This window comes from Nocardioides sp. GCM10027114, assembly GCF_042659625.1.
Lineage (GTDB): Bacteria > Actinomycetota > Actinomycetes > Propionibacteriales > Nocardioidaceae > Nocardioides.
The window spans coordinates 193,809-209,528 of record NZ_JBHSSS010000023.1 but is presented as its reverse complement, the minus strand read 5'-3'; the positions used below and the strand labels follow the sequence as shown (position 1 = coordinate 209,528).

At 73.7% G+C, this 15,720-nt stretch carries 13 protein-coding genes; 4 read left to right on the top strand and 9 right to left on the bottom strand.

From position 1 onward, the window contains the following. A partial coding sequence (locus ACFP2E_RS12270; RefSeq protein WP_378522928.1) for an integrase core domain-containing protein occupies positions 1-126 on the top strand: 126 nt, incomplete at its 5' end. Between the two features lie 60 nt (positions 127-186). Here ACFP2E_RS12270 and ACFP2E_RS12265 read toward each other — a convergent pair. The 7 genes from ACFP2E_RS12265 to ACFP2E_RS12235 all read right to left on the bottom strand — a co-directional run bounded on the left by ACFP2E_RS12265 (position 187) and on the right by ACFP2E_RS12235 (position 9,102). Then, positions 187-882, bottom strand: coding sequence for a type 1 glutamine amidotransferase domain-containing protein (locus ACFP2E_RS12265; protein ID WP_378522737.1), 696 nt, complete (start codon positions 880-882; stop codon positions 187-189). Between the two features lie 124 nt (positions 883-1,006). Then, entirely contained in the window at positions 1,007-2,053 is a 1,047-nt protein-coding gene (locus ACFP2E_RS12260) for a hypothetical protein (RefSeq protein WP_378522738.1), read from the bottom strand. Further along, positions 2,050-2,631 carry an RNA polymerase sigma factor gene (locus ACFP2E_RS12255; protein WP_378522739.1) on the bottom strand — a complete coding sequence of 194 codons (582 nt, stop codon included), beginning with the start codon at positions 2,629-2,631 and terminating at the stop codon, positions 2,050-2,052. Before ACFP2E_RS12255 ends, ACFP2E_RS12260 begins: the two co-directional genes overlap by 4 nt. Positions 2,632-2,694: 63 nt before the next feature. After that, positions 2,695-4,125: an adenylosuccinate lyase gene (purB, locus tag ACFP2E_RS12250; RefSeq protein WP_378522740.1), complete on the bottom strand. Its 1,431-nt coding sequence runs from the start codon at positions 4,123-4,125 to the stop codon at positions 2,695-2,697. Positions 4,126-4,163: 38 nt separating this feature from the next. Then, a complete protein-coding gene (purD, locus tag ACFP2E_RS12245) occupies positions 4,164-5,435 on the bottom strand; it encodes a phosphoribosylamine--glycine ligase (protein WP_378522741.1) in 1,272 nt (423 codons plus the stop codon). A 115-nt stretch (positions 5,436-5,550) separates the two neighbouring features. Beyond that, entirely contained in the window at positions 5,551-7,737 is a 2,187-nt protein-coding gene (locus ACFP2E_RS12240; RefSeq protein ID WP_378522742.1) for a hypothetical protein, read from the bottom strand. A gap of 78 nt (positions 7,738-7,815) precedes the next feature. Beyond that, on the bottom strand, positions 7,816-9,102 hold the full coding sequence (locus tag ACFP2E_RS12235) for an adenylosuccinate synthase (RefSeq protein ID WP_378522743.1): 1,287 nt from the start codon (positions 9,100-9,102) through the stop codon (positions 7,816-7,818). A gap of 145 nt (positions 9,103-9,247) precedes the next feature. Here ACFP2E_RS12235 and ACFP2E_RS12230 point away from each other — a divergent pair, with 145 nt between their 5' ends. Both ACFP2E_RS12230 and ACFP2E_RS12225 read left to right on the top strand, forming a co-directional pair. After that, entirely contained in the window at positions 9,248-10,177 is a 930-nt protein-coding gene (locus tag ACFP2E_RS12230; protein ID WP_378522744.1) for a diacylglycerol/lipid kinase family protein, read from the top strand. Between the two features lie 42 nt (positions 10,178-10,219). Continuing rightward, entirely contained in the window at positions 10,220-11,017 is a 798-nt protein-coding gene (locus ACFP2E_RS12225) for a serine hydrolase domain-containing protein (protein WP_378522745.1), read from the top strand. Between the two features lie 139 nt (positions 11,018-11,156). On the opposite strand, the gene ACFP2E_RS12220 is transcribed toward ACFP2E_RS12225, so the two are convergent. Continuing rightward, positions 11,157-12,149: a DNA-binding response regulator gene (locus ACFP2E_RS12220; protein WP_378522746.1), complete on the bottom strand. Its 993-nt coding sequence runs from the start codon at positions 12,147-12,149 to the stop codon at positions 11,157-11,159. A gap of 275 nt (positions 12,150-12,424) precedes the next feature. On the opposite strand from ACFP2E_RS12220, the gene lysS reads away from it, so the two are divergent. Beyond that, positions 12,425-14,158 carry a lysine--tRNA ligase gene (lysS, locus tag ACFP2E_RS12215; protein ID WP_378522747.1) on the top strand — a complete coding sequence of 578 codons (1,734 nt, stop codon included), beginning with the start codon at positions 12,425-12,427 and terminating at the stop codon, positions 14,156-14,158. Here lysS and ACFP2E_RS12210 read toward each other — a convergent pair. Continuing rightward, the gene (locus tag ACFP2E_RS12210) at positions 14,148-15,641 is read right to left on the bottom strand and encodes an MDR family MFS transporter (protein ID WP_378522748.1); all 1,494 of its coding nucleotides are present in this window, start codon (positions 15,639-15,641) and stop codon (positions 14,148-14,150) included. The genes lysS and ACFP2E_RS12210 overlap by 11 nt on opposite strands. Positions 15,642-15,720: the final 79 nt, after the last annotated feature.

Sequence of the window (15,720 nt, the reverse complement as noted above, 5' to 3'; positions counted from 1 at the left end):
GAGGCAGCCAGGCTCGCGGCCCTGCCAGCATGGATCCACGAGTACAACCACCACCGGCCCCACTCGGCCATCGGGAAGCGCTCACCCATCGCCAGGTTGGACAACCTGGCTGGGCATCACACCTAGACGGAGCACGGCCCCGGGACCAGGTCCCGGGGCCGCGACGACTCCCTGCGATGGTCTCGCTCAGCCGGGGATCGCCTCGAGCATCCGGCGGGCCAGCGGGCCCGAGGACGCGGGGTTCTGCCCGGTGAACAGGGTGCGGTCGACCACGACGTTCTCGGCCCAGGGCTCGCCCTCCTGGAAGTCGGCGCCCAGGGCGACGAGCCGGTCCTGGAGCAGCCAAGGTGCCACGTCGGCGAGCCCCGCCTGGGCCTCCTCGGCGTTCGTGAAGCCCGTCAGCCGGTACCCGGCGAACGGCGAGCCGTCGTCGCCCTCGGTGGCCAGCAGCGCGGCCGGAGCGTGGCAGACGACGCCGAGCGGCTTGCCGGACTCGAGGGCCTGCACCAGCAGCCGCGCCGAGTCGGCGTCACCCGACAGGTCCTCCATCGGTCCGTGGCCGCCGGGGTAGAACACCGCGTCGTACGCCGCCAGGTCGACGAGGTCGAGCGACTCCGGCGAGCGCAGCTGCTCGATGCCCTCGATCGCCTCGCGAAGCGCGTCGGCGTTCTCCTGGCCACCGTTGGCGTCGGCGGCGAGGCTGGCCTCGTCGACCACGGGCTCGATCCCGCCGGGCGTCGCCACGACGACCTGGTGACCGGCCTCGACGAAGACGTTGTAGGGGGCGACGAGCTCCTCGGCCCAGTAGCCGGTCGGGTGCTGGCTGCCGTCCTTGAGAGTCCAGGCGCGGGCTCCGGTGACGACGAACAGGATCTTGCTCATGCTCGGTGTGCTCCTTGTCAGAGGTTGCCTGTCCCCGCCCCAACACGTGCCCCCCGCCGCCCCATTCCATGCGAGGGGCGCTGGACGAGTGGCCCACGTCTCGCTGGTGGGGACACGCAGCGACTCAGCAGCCGAGACCCCCCTCGTACCCCTCGGGGACCCGCCCCGCGGCGACCTCGTCGGCATAGCCCCACACCGCCCCGGGGTAGCCACCTTCCTCCGCCATCCACTGCAGCACCGGCCAGTCACGGGAGGTCCCGAGGACGCGAGCGGCCTGCTCCGCCGCCTCGTCGTCGCCGCTCCGGGTCGCAGCCGCGTAGACGTCGAGCCAGGCGCAGGCGTACGCGCCCGCGACGTCGGCGCCGAGGTGGTAGGGCTTCGACTCCTGCGAGGTCACGGTGGTCGGCTCCGGGAAGCCGACGCCGGTCACACCCTCGATCTCCTCCAGCAGCCGCCGGATCTCGCCGTCGCGCTCGCCTGCCGTGACGTACTCGGCGGGCAGGGTGGCCTCGAAGGCCTTCTCGTCCACCAGCTCGAGCGATGCCAGGAGCTCGAGGAAGGCACCACGGCCCATGCCGATGCCGCGCAGCTCGAGCCAGCGGCCGTCCTGCACCTCGCGGATCACGGTGTGGTCGGTCGCGGCGTAGGCCCACAGCCGACCAGGCACGCCGAGCACCTCGACCGGGTCGCCGGCGGACGGCGGCTCGGTGATGTGCTCGCGGTCGCGCACGTAGTCGTCGTAGTACCTCGCCGGCGCCCAGCTGACCTCGAGCTGCTGGTCATCCCTCCCCCAGGTGATCTCCCCCCAGTCGCCCTCGCGACTGAGGTACTGCACCTTCCACGAGGCCGCCTCGAGCACGGGGTAGAGACCCTGGGCCGGCTGGGCCGGCTGGGCCGGCTGGGCCGCCGGCCCGCCCACGACCTGCTCGGCGGGCTGGACGGGGGTCGCCCCACGGCCCGGCCACCAGGTGGGCGACGTCGCCAGCGCGGCCACGGACGCGGCGGCCGCCAGCGGCACCACCCACCTCACGGCACGTCGGGGCGGGCGGGCGGGGGTCGTGGTACGCGTCTCGTCGAGGACAGGGGTGCTCATGATCTCCTCCAGGAGCTCGGCGCGCCCGCGGGAGAGCGGCAGGTCACCGATGGCCTGGTCGGTCAGCTTCGGGATCATCGGCCCTCCTTCGGGGCGGGGCTGGGGGCCGCGGGTCGGGCCCCTGTGGAGGGGAGGTGTCCGGCCGGCACGGGATCGTTGCCGAGCACCTCGCGCAGCCGGGCGCGGGCCCGGGACAGCCGCGGCCGGACCACGACCGTGGTCAGGCCGAGCACCTCGGCGATCTCGCGCGGCTCGAGCCCCTCCCACAGGTGGAGCTCCAGCACCTCCTGGTCGCGGCCGCTGAGCCGCCGCATGGCCGCCACCACGTCCGCACGCACGACGACGTCGTCGCTGGCATCGGGCACGTGGGCCGCCAGCTCGCCGCGCAGCCGGGTGCCGAGGGCGCTGCGCCGTCCATCCCCGCGCCGCTGGTTGGCGAGCACGCGGCGCGCGACGCCGTAGAGCCAGGGCCGCGTGTCGGGCTCGGTCGGCACGTGGCCCAGACGCCGCCACACCACCAGGAAGGTGTCGGCGGCGACGTCGGCGGCGTCCTCGGGCCGGTCGACGCGGCGCAGCGCGAAGCCGAGCACGGCGTCGAAGTGGTCGGCGTACAGGCGCCGGAAGGACGCCTCGCGCCCCTCCCCCGGATGGCTCATGCCCGGGTCATGTCCGGCCGCCACCGGATCGTTGCAGCCCGGCCACGACTTCTTTCGGGACCGTCAGAGGATCGCGCCGGGCGCGTACGCCGCCGCGTCGGGGTGACGCTTGGCGACCTCCTCGACGCGCCGGCAGACCTCCTGCACCTGCGTGACGGCGGCGCCGGTGAAGGTGATCGGGTCGGCGACCAGCGACGCAAGCTGTTCGGCGGTGAGGCCGAGCCGGTCGTCGGCGGCGAGCCGGGCGAAGACGTCGTTCTCGGCCTGGCCGCGGCGCATGTCGAGCGCGACGCCGACCGCGGCCTCCTTGATCGCCTCGTGCGCGGTCTCCCGGCCGACGCCGTTGCGGACCGCGGCCATCAGCACCTTGGTGGTGGCGAGGAACGGCAGGTAGCGGTCGAGCTCGCGCTGGATCACCGCCGGGAAGGCGCCGAACTCGTCGAGCACGGTCAGGAAGGTCTGGAAGAGGCCGTCGGCGGCGAAGAAGGCGTCCGGCAGCGCCACCCGGCGTACGACGGAGCAGGAGACGTCGCCCTCGTTCCACTGGTCGCCGGCGAGCTCGCCCACCATCGACAGGTAGCCGCGGGTGATGACGGCGAGGCCGTTGACCCGCTCGCAGGAGCGGGTGTTCATCTTGTGCGGCATCGCCGAGGAGCCGACCTGGCCCTCCTTGAAGCCCTCGGTGACCAGCTCGTGGCCGGCCATCAGCCGGATCGTGGTCGCGAGGTTCGACGGCCCGGCGACCAGCTGCACCAGGGCGGAGAGCACGTCGAAGTCGAGCGAGCGCGGGTAGACCTGCCCGACGCTGGTGAGCACCCGCTCGAAGCCGAGGTGGACGGCGACCCGGCGCTCGAGCTCGTCGAGCTTCGCGGCATCACCGTCGAGCAGGTCGAGCATGTCCTGGGCGGTGCCCATCGGGCCCTTGATGCCGCGCAGCGGGTAGCGCGCGAGCAGCTCCTCGACCCGCTCGACCGCGAGCAGCATCTCGTCGGCGACGGTGGCGAACCGCTTGCCGAGCGTGGTCGCCTGGGCGGCGACGTTGTGGGAGCGGCCGGCCATGACGGTCGTCTCGTGCTCGGCGGCCAGCCGCCCGAGCCGGGCCAGGGTGGCGACGGCGCGGTCGCGCAGCATCGCCAGCGACTGGCGGACCTGGAGCTGCTCGACGTTCTCCGTGAGGTCGCGCGAGGTCATGCCCTTGTGGACGTGCTCGTGCCCGGCGAGCGCGCAGAACTCCTCGATGCGCGCCTTCACGTCGTGGCGGGTGACCCGCTCGCGCGCGGCGATAGAGGCGAGGTCGACACCCTGCTCACCGAGGTCGACGACGCGCTGGTACGCCTCCACAACCCCGTCGGGAACGTCGATCCCGAGGTCGCGCTGGGCCCTCAGCACCGCGATCCAGAGCTGCCGCTCGAGGACGATCTTGTGCTCGGGGGACCAGATGCGGGCCAGGTCGGCGCCGGCGTAGCGGGTGGCGAGGACGTTCGGGACGGTCACGGCCGCGATTCTCCCACGCAGGTCTCGTCCGCCCGGCCTCAGCCGTCCAGCGCCGCCGCGCCCTCGACGACACCGAGCGGCTCGGCGGCGATGTCGCGGCGCCACTGGGCGCCCGGGAAGGAGACCGCGGCCAGGCCGTCGTAGGCCTTCGCCCGGGCGTCGGCCACGTCGTCGCCCACCGCCCGGACCGCGAGCACCCGGCCGCCGGCCGTGACCAGGCCCTCGGCCGTCTCCGCGGTGCCGGCGTGGATGACGTCGACGTCCGGCCGGTCGGCGAGGTCGTCGAGGCCGGTGATGACGTCGCCCTTCGACGACGACTCGGGGTAGCCCTTGCTCGCCATCACGACGGTGACGGCCGCGCCGTCCCGCCAGCGCGGCGGCTCGACGTCGGCCAGCGTGCCGGTGGCGGCACCGTGGAGCAGCGGCAGCACCGGCGAGTCGAGCAGCGCCAGCACCGGCTGGACGTCCGGGTCGCCGAACCGGCAGTTGAACTCGATGACCCGCGGCCCGGCCTCGGTGAGCGCGAGGCCGACGTAGAGGCAGCCCACGAACGGCGCGCCGCGACGACGCATCTCGTCGAGCGTCGGCTGGACGATGGTCTCGAGGACCGTGGCGCCGAGGTCGGCGGGCGCCCACGGCAGCGGCGAGTAGGACCCCATGCCGCCGGTGTTGGGGCCGCGGCCGCCGTCGTGGATCCGCTTGAAGTCCTGGGCGGGCTGCAGCGTGTGGGCGGTGGTGCCGTCGCAGACCGCGAAGACGCTCACCTCGGGACCGTCGAGGAACTCCTCGACGACGACCCGGCCGCACGCCGCCGCGTGCGCCAGCGCCTCGGCGCGGTCGCGGGTGACCACGACCCCCTTGCCGGCGGCGAGCGCGTCGTCCTTGACGACGTACGGCGCCCCGAAGGCGTCGAGCGCGGCCTCGACCTCGGCGGCGGTCTCGCAGACGCGCGACCCGGCGGTCGGCACGCCGGCGGCGGCCATGACCTCCTTGGAGAACGCCTTGGAGCCCTCGAGCCGGGCGGCCTCTCGGGACGGCCCGAAGCAGGCGATGCCCCGCGCGGTGACGGCGTCGGCGACGCCGGCGACCAGCGGCGCCTCCGGCCCGACGACCACGAGCCCGACGCCGAGGCGCCCGGCGAGGTCGGCCACGGCGTCGCCGTCGAGCGGGTCGACGTCGTGGAGCGTGGCCACGGCGCCGATGCCCGGGTTGCCCGGGGCGGCGTGGACCTCGGTCACGCCCGGGTCGCGGGAGAGGGCTCGGGCGAGGGCGTGCTCGCGGCCGCCGGTGCCGATGACGAGGGTCTTCACGCGCAGCAAGGGTAGCCGCGGCCGGCCGGCTCCTCCCCGGGCGCTTCGGGCGCGGACGGACCGCGGCTCGGCCCGCCGGCGAGGGCCCCGAAGGGGCCGGTCCCCGGGACCACCCTCACCGGACCTCGACCGGCGGGCTGGTGGCGCGTCCGACCTCGTAGCCGGGCGACCGGGCCTGCACGCTCACGGTGACGCGCCGCCCACGCAGGTCGCGGGTGACGTGCAGGGTCGGCCCCCGTCCCACCTTCGTCCCGCCGACCCGCCAGACGAAGCGGAACGATGCGGGGGCGGGCGACCAGTCACCGGGCGCTGCCTCCAGGACCCGGCCGACCCTCGGCGCACCGTCGATCGAGGGCCGCGCCAGGTTGGTGGCCGCCTCACCGAGGCGGACGAGCTCGGAGGAGGTCGTCACGCGCTGCAACGTCCACTGCCCCGCATTGCGCGCCTCCACCTGGAGGGCGATCTCGCGGCCCGCCATCTCCGGGGTGACGGCTGCCTCGGGCTGCGTGCTCCACGCACCCCAGGCCCCGCCGTCGAGGAGCACGCGGTAGCGCAGCTCGGTCGGCGTGAAGGGCGTCCACTCGCCACCGGTCGCGGCGACCACGCCACCCACCCTCGCCGACCCGGACAGGGTCGGGGCGACGACGTTCTCGAGGTCCGGCACGTCGCACGCGACGTCGGGGAGGGTCGCACACCGCAGCGTGAGCTCGTAGTCGCTCCCGACGCCGCCCGTGGGGAGCGCGAGCAGCACGTCCCCCTCGTCCCGGGTGCCACCATGACCGCCGCAGCGGCGGACACCCTCCGACTCGGCCATGCAGGTGCCGAACCCGAGCAGGTCGAAGTCCCCGCTCGACGTCACCTCGAACGCGCTGTCCCCGGAGTCCTCGAGCAGGAGGCAGCGCACCGGGCGCGCGAGGCTGAGGGTCCCCGACAACGGTCCGTTGACGGCGTCGTGGTCGGCGAAGGTGTCACAGCCGGCGGGGTCGTCGTAGCGGAACTTCCACGACAGCAGCGAGTAGTCCACCGCCTCCGGGTCCGGGTGGGCCCGCGCGACCACCACGGCGTCCGCCTGGCCCGTGCACCAGCTGGGCATGGACTCGCAGGTGCTCCTCCCCGAGGCGAACGCGCTCCACTCGACGTCGGCCCTCTCGGACGTGAACAGCTGGAGGAGACTCGCCTCCGCCGGGCCCCCCACCCGCCAGCAGTCGAAGGTGAGGAACGAGTCGAGCTCACCGACCGAGGCGGGGCCGCCACGCGTCGTCGACCCGGCGTCGACGCAGCCGCTCGCAGGCCCGGGCTCGCCGCGGCGGACGATCCGCCAGCTCGAACCGGGGGTGTCCGACACCAGCAGGACCTGCGCCCGGGTCCCCGGTGTCGCGGTCGCGGACGCAGCTTCGGACGCGGGGAGCGGACACGGCACCAGCACCGCCCCGCGGCCGAGCCGGGAGCACGCCCGGCCCTGGTCGTTGGCCACCATCAGGCCCACCTGCGCTGCCGGATCGGACCCCTCGGCGGCGACGACCGAGGCGACATCGAGCGCCGACGGCGGGATGCGGAAGCACTCGGCGACCTGCCCCGGGGGAAGGGTCAGGTCCACCCCGGCCCGGGTTCCGAAGGCGCCCAGCGGCAGCTCCTCGCAGCCCGCTGCCCGGTTGATCCGCCCGAAGGCCACGCTGACCGGCACTCCCGCAGGACCGTTGCCCCGCAGCGCACGGGGCCGCGGCGCGCGGAGGGTGCACGCGGGCTCGTCGGACGTCACGCAGCCGACCACCCGCCGCTCGATCACCTGGGTCGACCCGAGGACGTCGGACCCCGGCGCCTGCAGGACGACGGGCCGGTCACCCGCCTCGTAGGGCAGCTCGAGGCACACCGCACCGCCCACCGGTCGGGTGCTGGTCCACGTGCTCCGGTCGGTCCGTGCCTGCCCCTGCTCGCACCCGGGCGCCGACCACGGCGTCAGGGAGACGGAGGTGTCGAGGTCCCCGTCGATCTGGAACCGGTAGTGCCGGCCGGCCTCCAGCTCGCACACCCGGGAGGTCCGGTGCACGACACACGCAGGGCCCTCGCCGACGGTCGGCCGGACCACGCCCGACGCCCCCTCGGCCACGACCACGTGCCGTCCGGACTTCGTGGGCAGGAGAATCCGGCAGCGGCTGCCCGGTGCCACGTCCCCGGGGACTCCGAAGCTGGTGGGGCCGACGGCGGCACACTCCTCGGCGGCCACCGCTCCGGGTGAGACGGCCAGCACCCCACCGAGCAGGCTGAGCACAGCGCAGACGACGAGCAGGGTCCGAGACCTCATGGCAATCCTCACGACAGGGCGCCACGCGGCGCAGCGCCGCATCCTCACACACCGCTCGGCCGGTGTGGCGGCGGAGGCTCAGCGGTCGTGGACGACGATCGTCTGCTCGCGGCCCGGCCCGACGCCGACGCCCCAGATGCGGGTGCCGGAGAGCTCCTCGAGCGCCTGCACGTAGGCCTGGGCGTTCTTCGGCAGCTCGTCGAAGCTGCGGCAGCCGGAGATGTCGGTCTGCCAACCGTCGAAGTACTCGTAGACCGGCTTGGCGTGGTGGAACTCGGTCTGCGTCATCGGCATCTCCTCGACCCGCTGGCCGTCGATCTCGTAGGCCACGCAGACCGGGATCCGGTCCCAGGTGTCGAGCACGTCGAGCTTGGTGAGGAAGTAGTCGGTGAGGCCGTTGACGCGGCTGGAGTAGCGGGCGATCACGGAGTCGTACCACCCGCAGCGGCGGGTGCGGCCGGTCGAGACGCCGATCTCGCCGCCGATCTGCTGCAGCCGCTCGCCGTGCTCGTCGAAGAGCTCGGTCGGGAACGGGCCGGAGCCGACGCGGGTGGTGTAGGCCTTGATGACGCCGATGACCCGGTCGATGCGGGTGGGGCCGACCCCGGCGCCGGTGCAGACACCGCCCGCGATCGGGCTGCTGCTGGTCACGAACGGGTAGGTGCCGTGGTCGACGTCGAGCATGGTCGCCTGCGCGCCCTCGAACAGCACCGTCCTGCCCTCGTCGAGGGCCCGGTTGAGCAGCAGCGACGTGTCGGCGACCATCGGCCGGAGCCGGTCGGCGTACGACAGGAGCTCCTCGACGACCTGGTCGACCTCGATGGCGCGGCGGTTGTAGACCTTCGTGAGCAGGTGGTTGCGGACGTCGAGGGCCGCCTCGACCTTCTCGCGCAGAATGCCCTCGTCGAAGAGGTCGGCGACGCGGATGCCGACCCGGTTGACCTTGTCGGCGTACGCCGGGCCGATGCCCCGGCCGGTCGTGCCGATCTGGTTCTTGCCGAGGAAGCGCTCGGTGACCTTGTCGATCGTGGCGTGGTACGACGCGATGACGTGCGCGTTGGCGCTGACCACGAGGTCGGCCAGCTCCACGCCCCGCTCGAGCAGCGCGTCGAGCTCGCGGAAGAGCGCCTCGGGCGAGACCACGACGCCGTTGGCGATCACCGAGGTGGCGCCCGGGGTCAGGATGCCGCTGGGCAGCAGGTGCGTCGCGAACTTCTCGCCGTTGACGACGATGGTGTGGCCGGCGTTGTGGCCCCCGCTGGTGCGGACGACGAAGTCGATGGTGTCGGTGGTCGCGAGCAGGTCGGTCGCCTTGCCCTTGCCCTCGTCGCCCCACTGGGCTCCGAGGATCACGATCGCGGGCATCTGGGCTCCTTCGGCCGGAAATACGAACGGCCCCGGCAACAGCACGCTGGTCAGCACTGGGCACGGGGCTCTTGCGAACCCACGCTACCAAAGCGGCACCGGGCGACCCCCTTCTCCGTGCCCGCCACTGGGTTAGGGTCCCGGCGTGGACTCGTTCCTCGTCATCACCAACCGCGACGCCGGCACGGCTGACACCGAGCTGCTCGAGAAGGCGCTCGCGACCATTGCCGACCGCGCGTCGGTGGAGGTGACGGCGACCTCGAACCCCGGCGAGCTCGACGGCGTCCTGCACCGCGCAGGCTCCCGCACCATCGTGGTGGCCGGCGGCGACGGCAGCATGCACGCCGTGGTGACGGCGCTGCACCGCCGCAACGACCTGGCCGGCGCCACGCTGGGCCTCATCCCGCTCGGCACCGGCAACGACTTCGCCCGCGCCATGGACATTCCGCTCGACGCCGAGGAGGCCGCCGCGCTGCTCGTCGAGGGCGAGAAGCGGCCCGTCGACCTGGTCGTGGACGAGCTCGGCGGCGTGGTGGTCAACCACGTCCACGTCGGCGCGGGCGCGCAGGCCAGCCGCCGCGGCGCGCGCTGGAAGGAGCGCCTCGGCAGCGTCGGCTACCGCAAGGCCAACCTCGGCAAGCTCGGCTACCCGATCGGTGCGGCGCTCGCCGCCGTGAAGCCGCCGTACGTCCGGCTGCGGGTCGAGGTGGACGCCGAGGTCGTCGTCGACCTCGACCAGCCGGTGCTGATGGTCGCCGTCGGCAACGGGCCGACCGTGGGCGGCGGCGCGGAGCTCACCCCCCGCGCGGACGCCGAGGACGGCCGGGTCGACGTGATGATCTCGCGGTCGCTCGGCCCGTTCGCCCGCCTCGGGTACGCCGCCCAGCTCGCGGTCGGCCGCCACCACGAGCGCGACGACGTGATCTACCTGCGCGGCTCGACGGTCTCGATCGCCGGCGAGGAGTTCTACTGCTCCGCCGACGGCGAGGTCTCCGGCCCGGAGCGGCACCGCACCTGGCGGGTGCAGCCGGCGGCGTACTCGATGGTGCTGCCGCGGCGCCCGAAGAACGGCTGACCGGCCCTGCACCAGCGGCAGCGCTCCCCCGACCCGCCCGGGGTGGGAGTGCCGGTGGTCGAGGGCGGGGTGCTGCGAGAGGCACACGCGCAGGGCGTCCTCGCCGCCGGCACGTCGGCCGCGGTCGGCACCCGCACCATGTTCCACGCCGCGTCCATCAGCAAGCTGGTGACGGCCCTGGGCGTGCTGCGCCTGGCCGGCGAGTCCGCGCTGGACCTCGACGAGGACGTGAACGAACGGCTCCGCGCCTGGCGACTGCCGAGCGACGAGCACACACGTCGGTCCCCGGTCACCCTGCGGCTGCTGCTGAGCCACCAGGCTGGCCTGGTCGATCCCGAGGACTCGTTCGGCCCCTGCGCCCCCGGCCAGTCGCCACCGTCCCTCGGCGAGGTCCTGCGCGGGTCTACCGCGTTCAACCCGGCCCCGGTGCGGCCCGTGCACGCGCCGGGCAACCGGTTCTCCTACTCCGACGCGGGGTACTGCGTCGTCGAGCAGCTCCTCACGGACGTGACGGGAGAGCCCTTCCCCACCCTCATGGCCGACCTGGTGCTCCGCCCGCTGGGCATGGATCGCAGCCAGTTCGGCCTGCCGGACCCTGCTGAGGACGTGGTCGAGCTCCACGACGCGTTGGCCGGCTCGGGCCGGCTCGGCATCACGCCGCACCTCGCGGAAGGCATGGTCCGCGGCCAGGGCAGAACCCCGTGGGCCGGGCTGGGGACCTTCCTCGGCAGCGGTGGCGACAGCGGCGAGCAGGTCGTGGTGACCTCGATGGGCTGGGGCGTCGGGTTCCAGTGCATGCTCCGGGCGCGCGTCCCGCCCAGGGGGCCGCCGTGGTGGTGATGACCAGCTCCGACCCGGGTCGCCCGCAGGAGGAGTCCCGGACGGGCGGCATCCTGCGCGAGGTGGAGCAGGCCCGAGGGTGGGCGCACCCCCTCCCCGGGGACTGACCCCAGCCCTCCGATCCGCCGTCAGCGGTCCCTCAGAGCCAGCCGCGGCGGACCGCTTCGACGCCCGCCTGGAAGCGGGAGTCGACGCCGAGCTCGATCAGCAGCCCCGCCACCCGGCGGCGGACGGTGCGCAGGCTGATGCCGAGGGTGCGGGCGATCTGCTCGTCCTTGGCGCCGGCCGCGAGCTGCTGCAGCAGGAACCGCCGCAGGTCCGGCCGAGCCTCGCCGAAGTCGAGGTCCGGCACCGGGGCGGCCCGTTCCCACATCAGCTCGAACAGCATGGTCATCGCCTCGACCAGCGCCCGCTGCCGCACCAGCAGCCGCGGCTGGTCGGACATGCCGAGCGGCTCGGGCACCACGGCGTGGGTGGTGCCGATGACGATCAGCCGGGTCGGCAGGTCGGCGATGACCCGGACCTGCTCCCCCGCCCGCGCCCGGGCCGCCAGCGCCTCCGGCGCCTCCTGCAGCGCCCGGACCGGGTAGATCGCCCGCGACCGCCGACCGCTCGCGATCGCCTCGGCAACGACCTCGGACACCGCCGACTCGCGCGGCATCAGGTAGGCGTCGGGGCGCAGCCAGAGCAGGTCGCCGCGGCTCTCCTGGATCAGGTTGGTGAGCAGCTGCAACGGATTGCCCCCGGAGCTGATCTCACCGTCGAGCGGAGCGACGCTCTCGACGTCACCGGGCCCGGGCCGGGTGGCGGCGGCGGTCAGGAACGGCACCGCCTCCGCGAGCTCGGTGAGCCGCTCCCGGGTCTCCAGCGCGGCGTCGGCCTCCCGGCGCACGAACGAGGCGACGACCTCCGCCAGCGACAGCACGGTGAGCCGGTCGTTGCCCAGCCGGGCGATGCCGCGGCCGACCAACGGGGCGAGCAGGGACGGGAGCTCGCCGCGGTCGACGCCGAAGGCCGCCGCGACCATCTCGAGGTCGGACCCGGAGAGCGGCACGGCCCGCTGGTAGAGCCGCTCCTCCTCCCGGTCCAGGCCGAGCGCGGAGAGGACCGACGAGGGCGTGGACCGAGGCACGTTGGCATCTTAGTGACGGCGGCACCGCGTAGCCATGTGTCACGGACCGGTCAGTGCCATATTTCTGTTGCGCGTCGAGAGGTTCCTGGGACACAGGCATCCCCGGCCTCCGCCGGCCGACCCACATCGGGGGATGGAGTCGTACGGCCGACGCACAGGAGAGGCGCTGGAGTCGTCAAGGACGAATCCGGCGCCTCTCCTCGTTTCCTGCCGCAGCGGCGGGCTCGGGTAGCGTTTCCGCGTCCCACGACCGGCCACGGGAGGAGCACGCAGCCATGCCACGAGGTGGACAGCAGGGTGAGCCCACCGACTGGGTGAGCCGCGCCGCTGACGACGCGATCCGCCACGCGGGCGGCGAGGACGCCCTCGCGGCCGGCGCCACGGTCACCGTCGCGTCCGGGATCAGCCCGTCCGGTCCGATCCACCTGGGCAACCTGCGCGAGTTCCTCACCGTGCACTTCGTGGCCGAGGAGCTCCGCCGCCGCGGCATCCGCACCCGCCACCTGCACAGCTGGGACGACTTCGATCGCTTCCGCAAGGTCCCCGTCGGCGTCGACGAGGCGTGGAACGTCCACATCGGGCGCCCGCTCTCCGCCGTGCCGGACCCGTGGGAGTGCCACGACTCGTGGGCCAGCCACTTCAAGGCGCCGCTGCAGGAGGCGCTGGCGCAGATGGGCTGCGAGATGGACGAAGTCAGCCAGACCGAGATGTACCGCGCGGGCACCTACCGCGAGCAGATCCTCACCGCGGTGCGCCGCCGCGACGACATCGAGCGTGTGCTGGGCCGCTACCGCACCAAGGTCGCCTCCCCCGATCCCGCCTCCGAGGAGGAGACAGCCGAGCTCGCCGACTCCGTCGCCGGCGCTGACGACGACGCCGACCTCGGCGCCGGCGCGGGCCTCGAGCGGTTCCCGTTCAAGCCCTACTGCCGCGAGTGCGGCCGCGACACCACCCACATCTCCGCGTGGGACGACGACACGACCGACCTGACCTACACCTGCCAGGCGTGCGGCTTCAGCGGCGTCACCAACCTGGCCACCCAGGACGAGGGCAAGCTCGTCTGGAAGGTCGACTGGCCGATGCGCTGGGCCTTCGAGGGCGTCAACTTCGAGCCCGGAGGCGTCGACCACGCCACGCCCGGGTCGTCGTACACCGTCGGCAAGGAGCTGGTGAAGGAGATCTACGGCGGCCGGGCGCCGTCGTTCGTCGGCTACTCGTTCGTCGGCGTCGCCGGCATGGCCAAGATGTCGTCGTCGAAGGGCGGCGTGCCGACCGCGACCGACGCGCTCAAGGTGCTCGAGCCGGCCATCCTGCGGTGGCTCTACGTCCGCCGCCAGCCGAAGCAGGCCTTCAACGTCGAGTTCGGTCCGGAGGTCGTCCGGTTGTACGACGAGTGGGACGCGCTGGGCCGCAAGGCCGCCGACCCGGCGAAGCGCGACGCCCAGGTGCTGGCCTATGAGCGCGCGACCTCGACCTCGACCGCCGGCCGGCTGCCCGCACCCCCGGTCGTGGTCCCGTTCCGGGTGCTCTCGTCCGTCGCCGACGTGACTGCGGGATCGGCGGAGCAGATCAGCCGGATCGTCTCCCACGTCGGCCACGCCCACGACTCGGTCGCGGACCTCGAGCCGCGGCTCGGCCGCGCGATGACCTGGACCGAGGAGTTCGTCCCGGCCGAGGACCGCACCATCGTCCGGGCGATCCCCGACACCGAGCGGCTCGCCGCGCTGTCCGAGCGCGAGGCGCAGTGGCTGCGGCTGCTCCTCGACGGCCTCGCCGAGCAGGGTCCCGAGCTCGACCTCGAGCCGGTCACCGCGCTCGTCTACGGTGTCCCGAAGCTGGCCCACGGCCTCGCCGTCGACGCCGACCCCACCGACGAGGTGAAGGCCGACCAGAAGGCGTTCTTCAAGCTGCTCTACAACCTGCTGGTCAGCAAGGACCGCGGGCCGCGGCTGCCGACGCTGATCGTCGCGCTGGGCGCGGAGCGGGTCCGGGCGCTGCTCACCCGCTGACGCCGTCGCCGGGCACCCGCGAGGGCACCCGCGAGGGCACCCGCGAGGGCAGCAGCAGGACGAGTCCGACCACGACGAGCGAGATCGCCGCGGCGGCGCCGAAGGCCCACTGCACCCCGCCAGCGAAGGCCGCCGAGGGCGTCGACCCGCTGTCGAGCAAGTCGTTCGAGCGCGAGCTCAGCACGGTGACCGCGACGGCGGTGCCGATGGCCGCGGCGACCTGCTGGCTGGTGCCGAGCAGCGAGGAGCCGTGCGAGTACAGGTGGGCCGGCAGCGCGCCGAGGCTGAGGGTGAACACCGGTGTGAACAGCGCGGCGAGCCCGATCATCAGGACGCTGTGCGCCCCGAGCACCAGGGCGTACGGCGTGGTCTCGTCGACCCGGCCGAGCACGGCGAGGCCCACCACGATCGCGATCGCGGCCGGCACGACCAGCGGCCGGGCGCCGACGCGGTCGTACGCGCGACCCACCCGCGGACCGAGCAGACCCATCGCGAGGCCACCGGGCGCCAGCAGCAGCCCGGTCTCGAGGGGCGTGAGGCCGCGCAGGTCCTGCAGGTAGAGCGGCAGCAGGATCATCGCGCCCATCATCGCCAGGAACGAGACGGACTGGACGGTGACGCCGACGGCGTACGTCCGGTGGTGCAGGACGCGGAGGTCGAGCAACGGCATGTCCCGGCGCTGCAGGAGCCGCTGCCGCAGCACGAAGACCACGACCACGGCCAGGCCTGCGGCGACCAGCGCCGACGCGGGCAGACCCGTGCTGCCGGCGGCACCGACCCGGCTCAGGCCGTAGACGAGGGTGCCGAAGCCGAGGGCCGCCAGCGCAACGCTGGGGACGTCGAGACGAGCCGCACGGGCCTCGCCCACATCGGTGAGGCGACGCAGCGCCAGCACGGCGACCACCCCGGCCACCGGCAGCACGAACCCGAACAGCCAGCGCCACGAGGCGACCTGCAGCACCACGCCGGAGACCGCGGGGCCGAGCGCCGGGGCGACCGAGATGGCGAGGGTGACGTTGCCCATGACGCGGCCCCGGTCGCGCTCGGGGACGATCGTCATCAGGGTGGTCATGAGCAGCGGCAGCATGACCGCGGTGCCGGCAGCCTGCACCACGCGGCCCGCCACCAGCAGCCAGAAGAACGGCGCCACCGCGCAGAGCAGGGTTCCCGCGAGGAACACCGCCATCGCGGTGCCGAAGGCCTGCCGGGTCGTGACCCGCTGGAGGAACCAACCGGTCACCGGGATCACCACCGCCATGGTCAGCATGAACGACGTCGAGAGCCACTGCGCACTCCGCGCCGTGACGTCGAGCTCCTGCATGAGGCGCGGGATCGCGTTCATCATGACCGTCTCGTTCAGGATCACGACGAAAGTGGCCAGCACGAGCCAGCGGAGCACGGCGTACGGCGCGACGGCGTCCGCGGGGTCTGCGCCCGCGGCGGGCACGGCGAGGGCGCCTTGCGTGGTGGTGTGCTCGGGCATCGGCATGCTCCTCGGTGATGCGGCTGGACCCGGCCCGGAACGACGCGGCCCGAGATCGCCTGGTGGCCTCCTGCCCGGG